Source organism: Bartonella sp. AD328YNZD, from assembly GCF_042196425.1.
The window spans coordinates 1-5,554 of record NZ_JBHIQG010000162.1; the positions used below are offsets into that span (position 1 = coordinate 1).

Genomic DNA, 5,554 nt, shown 5'->3' on the forward strand with positions numbered 1-5,554 from the left:
TGCTGCCTCGTATATAAGAACAGGCTTTTATTGCTACAAGAGAATAATGAGAGAAACATCTCCAAAATAAAAAATTTATTTTAAAATAGGCACTCTAATGACCCATAAATACCATATTTATGAGAGACTTGAGAGCATAATATATTTTTCTTGCAATTCTCAAAAAATATATCTTTCTATAAAAATTAAAAAATAAAAGAATGATTGCACTCTCGCTCTTGATCTTCTCATCATTGATAAAATCGTACTCACGTAAAAGCTTTTTAAAAGGCGAATAATTTATATCACAAATATTATAGATTTTTCTTGGACTAAAATAGTCATCATATCTAATGCTCATATCAGTAAAGGTATTATCTATCAATCTCCTTTCAAAAATTCTCCCTCTAACGGTCTCATTGTTTGCGGCTATTTGAAATCTGTGCTTTAAATTCACCTAAAGCGTTTTTTCTTAACTGTATAATTTTGAACTTTGAAAATATATAAAAATACCTCTGTATAAACGCTTTAAAATGCCAAAAGCTGTTATAATATTAAAAATTGGTAAAGTGGTTAATGATTGTTCTGTATTATATCTTCATTAAGTAAAATAGTAGTGCATCATAGATTTTATACCATTTGCAAATACTATTTATGAGATGAACACGGAAGCGTTAAGAGGTGTGTTGTCATTGTAAATCTTACTGTCTTCTTTTAAATTTCAAGAATTCTATGATTTTTATATTCAAATCAATTTCATTTTAGTATTTCTTTCTTTTATTTTAAATAAAAGCTCTGCTAAAATAAAAAATATTCAAAGTGTGAATCTTATGAAGGAGGGTAAATCAATGATGACATCTATTATTAAGAAAATAACAAATCTCATCTTTAAGAATATAATACATACACAATATCCATATAAAAAGGTTATCATAAATATCGTGTGTACTCTTCTCTTTGCTGGTATAATCCTGCCAGCAGGTGCTCAGCAATATAAACTTGGCGACATAGAAATTCTCAATCCTTGGACACGCGAAACACCTAGAGGTATAAGAGTTGGTAGCGGTTATCTCTACATTATTAATCACAGTAATACCCCAGACCGTTTGGTTTCTATTTCCACAAACGGAGTAAAAACAACAGAGATACACTCTATGGCTGTCGTTAACGATATTATGAAAATGGAAAAAATGCACAATGGCATTGAAATTCCGGGAAATGGCGAAATCACGCTTAAGCCTGGCGGTGATCATATTATGTTCATGGGGCTTTCACAACCATTTAAGTTAGGTGATAAAATTAGCGCAAAATTAACATTTGAGAAAGCAGGAACCATTGATGTTGATTTCTCTGTAAACGCTATGAAAGTACCATCACCTTCTAAATCCTCTCCTGTTCACTAAGCTCCTTTTATTATAAATACACACTTTATAAAATGAAGAAGTGTGAAATTTTTTACGCTTCTTTATTTTTTGTTTAATGCCATCAGTAAAAAATTATCCCCTTTGATGAATTAACTATGGTCAATTTCAGGAATACGTAAAACTTGACCAGGATAAATTTTATCGGGAGATTTTAGCATTGGCTTATTGGCTTCAAAAATAAATGTGTTTTTATTACCTTGCCCTTTTCCATAAACCTCTTCAGCAATTTTCCAAAGATTATCACCAGATTTAACCTCATAAAAGCGAGAAGTTTTTCTAGGCGTTGTATCTATAACCTTTAATTGATCAACATCTACAGAAGAGATACCTTGTGAATTGCCAACAACCAGCAGTGCTTTTTCAAGTGTTTCCCTATCTGGAACTTCACCGCTTAAAATAGCTTTACCGTCTTCAACTTGAATATTGACTTTTTCTGTACCGAGTTGAAAATGATCAAATGCTCTCTTAAAATCCTTTTCTTTTGGTTCATGATCCCCAATACCTAACTTTTCTCCTACAGTTTTAATAAAATTAAAAAATCCCATTACGACCTCATTTCGTGTAGCAGAAACAAATTTTTGTGCATATATTGCCACATTCTTTTCTTTGCTCTTAAAACACATAGGCAGATTTTCTAAACTTCAATAATCAAAACTACATCTGTTCAATTATGAGACAAATACAATAATAAACTTTGTAATAAACCTTGATAAAAAAAGCCTTTATGAAAATTTTCTCTCAAATGAAGGGATCTTAATAGACGTAGAAACATTATAAATTATGAAAGCAAAACAAGATTTTACAGTAATGACAAAAGGTTTTTTACTTTGCTACAATTTGTATCATATTTGTTTTGCAAAAAAAATATGAACTCCCATATAAATAAGTGTGGGTAATTTGCTACCACAGCAATAGAAAGGTCTAAGAAACCATGAAAGATACACCAACAATCACGCAAACGATTGTACTTGTTGATGATGATCGCAATATTTTGACATCTTTATCTTTTGCGCTTGAGACAGAAGGATATCGGGTTGAAAGCTATACAGATGGAGCATCTGCACTCAAGGGTCTCACACTTCACCCTCCACACTTAGCTATTTTTGATATTAAAATGCCCCGAATGGATGGGATGGAACTTTTGCGTCGTTTGCGTCAAAAATCTGATCTTCCAGTTATTTTTCTTACCTCTAAAGATGATGAAATTGATGAATTATTTGGTCTCAAAATGGGAGCTGATGATTTTATTACTAAACCTTTCTCCCAACGTCTTCTTATTGAACGAGTGAAAGCTATTTTACGCCGTTCTAATGCACGTAACCAACCACTTTCTACAGGAACTTCTTCCACCTCTTCTCTCAAACGTGGAGATCTTGTGATGGATCAAGAACGCCACACCTGTACATGGAAAGATAAACCTGTTATTTTAACCGTTACGGAATTTTTGATTCTGCAAACCTTAGCACAAAGACCAGGAGTTGTAAAAAGTCGTGATGCTTTAATGGATGCTGCTTATAGTGATCAAGTCTACGTAGATGATCGCACCATTGATAGTCACATTAAACGTCTGCGTAAAAAGTTTAAACAAGTGGATGATGATTTTGCAATGATTGAAACACTTTATGGTGTAGGTTATCGTTTCCACGAGGTATAAAGCTACTTTGTCGCAAAAATTTGAATGGCAATCAAATCGATGACAGACAATTCTCAACTGGAAACTTTACAAAAAACAACCGTTAATGGTACCTCCTCAACGCCATTTCTTATGTTCGCTGGTTTGCATCTTCGAACACAACGTCTCTTTAGACAATTGCTTTTTTCCAGCCTCACACGTCGCATTGTTATATTAAACATTGCTGCCCTTGCCGTTTTAGTTACAGGCATTTTATACCTTAACCAATTTCGCGATGGTTTAATTGAAGCAAAAATCAAAAGTTTATGTACCCAAGGAAAAATTATTGCTGGGGCTATTGCTGCTTCTGCAACAGTAGATACAAATTCTATCCTCATTGACCCTCAAAAACTCTTAGAGTTACAGACTGGTGAAAGCGTTACACCCGCTCCTCAATCAACCGATTCTTGGGATTTTCCTATTAACCCTGAGCAAGTTGCCCCTCTTTTACGGCGTCTTATTACACCTAAAACGACAAGAGCACGTATCTATGATCGTGATGCTACTCTCCTTCTTGATTCGCGCGTTCTTTATTCTAGTGGAGAAGTTTTTAGTTATGATTTACCCCCACTTAAAACAGAACAAAACATGTGGGATCGCCTTACTTCATGGTATTCAAGCGTATTTTATGGCAAAGGTATTGCTCTTGACAGAGAACAAACAAAAACCAGTGGTATTGCTTATCCAGAAGTGTACCGCGCATTAAACGGATCTCTTGCTACGGCTAAAAGACGCAACAGACAAGGGCAATTAATTGTTTCTGTTGCCGTTCCTGTTCAACGCTATCGCGCAGTGGTTGGTGCTCTTCTTCTTTCAACCACTGGTTCCGATATTGATAACATTGTAAAAGGCGAAAGACTGGTTATCTTTAAAGTTTTTGCCGTTGTAGGTAGCGTACTTTTGGTTCTTTCTCTCTTTTTGGCCCATACGATTGCCCATCCATTAAGTAAATTATCTGCCTCGGCTAATCGAGTGCGTAATGGCAATAATCAGCGTGTGGAAATTCCTGATTTTTCAATGCGTGAAGATGAAATTGGTCACCTTTCAACTTCTATTCGTGATATGACCAATGCCCTTTATATGCGTATTGAAGCCATTGAACGTTTTGCTGCTGATGTAAGCCACGAATTAAAAAATCCTCTCACCTCCCTACGCAGTGCTGTTGAAACGCTCCCTCTGGCTAAAAATGAAGAAGCACAAGAGAAATTGCTTGAAATTATTCAACATGATGTGCGCCGCCTTGATCGGTTGATTACAGATATTTCTGATGCATCGCGGCTCGATGCAGAGCTTGCACGAGAAACTGCAGAGATCGTTGATATGACACCGCTTTTGGAAAGTCTTGTTCATGCTGTTCAGGAAGTGTATCGTAATACGCAAACTATTGATATAAGCCTTAATATTGTCCCACGTCCTCATGGAAAAGCCTATCTTGTATTGGGACACGAACTCCGTTTAGGACAAGTGATTTCAAATCTTCTTGAAAATGCGCGTTCTTTTATTCCTCGGAATCGTGGCAAAATTTGCATTACTATGAAAAGTCATGCTTCAACCCTTATTTTAACCATTGAAGATAATGGCCCAGGTATTCGTTCAGAAAATATTGAACGCATTTTTGAACGTTTTTACACAGATCGACCAAATGAAGATGCTTTTGGACAAAACTCTGGACTTGGCCTTTCTATTAGTCGGCAAATCATCGAAGCTCATAATGGGACAATTACAGCCGAAAATATTATTGATCCTACACTTGGGAAGTGTAAAACTGGTGCACGTTTTACTATTATGCTTCCGCTTGCTAAATAAATCTTTTATCCAAAGTAAAAGACATGAAAACAAAATGTGAAATACTCCACGCAAATTGCCTGCAACTAGGCGGCAAGGGGCTGTTAATTATAGGTCCATCTGGATCAGGAAAATCAACCATCACCCTTTCTTTGCTTGACCGCGCTGAGTGGTCAAAACGTGAAGCGAAGCTTATCAGTGATGATTATACAATGTTGCGTGCGGAAAATGGAAAGCTTCACGGATACACTCCTGATAATTTAGAGGGCGGCATCGAGATTCGTGGCGTGGGTCTTTATATGATAGAATTTGAAAAGCACACAACTATCGATTGTGTTATTTTTCTCGGTCCGAAGTATGAACGTTTTTCCACAAATAAAACTTTTCAATTTGAAAATTTGCACATTCCTCTTTTAAAACTTCCCTCTCTTCGTGAAGCCGATTGTACAGCCATTTGTCAAGCTATTGAAGCATTTTTGTTTAGAAGAATATGGCAAAAATCTGTCTAATTTTTTTCTAAAGATAAAAAAATCACAATTTTTGCCTTTTTTTTGCAAATTTTTCTTGGCAGCAAGATAAAGCCTTGTACAATGTCTTTCCCACCAACTATGGTCGGGTCTTATTAGTTAACAGGAGTTTGCGTAAATGATTGGACTCGTGCTTGTAACGCACGGTGAGCTGGCTGTCGAATTTT

At 35.7% G+C, this 5,554-nt stretch carries 5 protein-coding genes; 4 read left to right on the plus strand and 1 reads right to left on the minus strand.

Annotated elements, in window-relative coordinates:
- Positions 1 to 827: 827 nt before the first annotated feature.
- Positions 828 to 1,382, plus strand: a complete 555-nt coding sequence (locus tag ACFIO3_RS08015; RefSeq protein WP_375606146.1) for a copper chaperone PCu(A)C — start codon at positions 828 to 830, stop codon at positions 1,380 to 1,382.
- 110 nt (positions 1,383 to 1,492) lie between these two features.
- Here ACFIO3_RS08015 and lysM read toward each other — a convergent pair whose 3' ends face one another.
- A complete protein-coding gene (gene lysM, locus ACFIO3_RS08020) occupies positions 1,493 to 1,948 on the minus strand; it encodes a peptidoglycan-binding protein LysM (RefSeq protein ID WP_375606145.1) in 456 nt (151 codons plus the stop codon).
- Between the two features lie 386 nt (positions 1,949 to 2,334).
- On the opposite strand from lysM, the gene ACFIO3_RS08025 reads away from it, so the two are divergent.
- The 3 genes from ACFIO3_RS08025 to ACFIO3_RS08035 are packed head-to-tail and all read left to right on the plus strand — an operon-like array spanning position 2,335 to position 5,369.
- Positions 2,335 to 3,057: a response regulator transcription factor gene (locus ACFIO3_RS08025; RefSeq protein WP_005774392.1), complete on the plus strand. Its 723-nt coding sequence runs from the start codon at positions 2,335 to 2,337 to the stop codon at positions 3,055 to 3,057.
- Between the two features lie 39 nt (positions 3,058 to 3,096).
- Positions 3,097 to 4,881, plus strand: a complete 1,785-nt coding sequence (locus ACFIO3_RS08030) for a stimulus-sensing domain-containing protein (RefSeq protein WP_375606144.1) — start codon at positions 3,097 to 3,099, stop codon at positions 4,879 to 4,881.
- A gap of 23 nt (positions 4,882 to 4,904) precedes the next feature.
- Positions 4,905 to 5,369, plus strand: coding sequence for an HPr kinase/phosphatase C-terminal domain-containing protein (locus ACFIO3_RS08035; RefSeq protein WP_375606143.1), 465 nt, complete (start codon positions 4,905 to 4,907; stop codon positions 5,367 to 5,369).
- Positions 5,370 to 5,554 lie beyond the last annotated feature (185 nt).

Coding starts and splice junctions, on each gene's coding strand:
- lysM (WP_375606145.1), bottom strand. CDS start 1,948: ATGGGATTTTTTAATTTTATTAAAACTGTAGGAGAAAAGTTAGGTATT.
- ACFIO3_RS08030 (WP_375606144.1), top strand. CDS start 3,097: ATGACAGACAATTCTCAACTGGAAACTTTACAAAAAACAACCGTTAAT.
- ACFIO3_RS08035 (WP_375606143.1), top strand. CDS start 4,905: ATGAAAACAAAATGTGAAATACTCCACGCAAATTGCCTGCAACTAGGC.
- ACFIO3_RS08025 (WP_005774392.1), top strand. CDS start 2,335: ATGAAAGATACACCAACAATCACGCAAACGATTGTACTTGTTGATGAT.
- ACFIO3_RS08015 (WP_375606146.1), top strand. CDS start 828: ATGATGACATCTATTATTAAGAAAATAACAAATCTCATCTTTAAGAAT.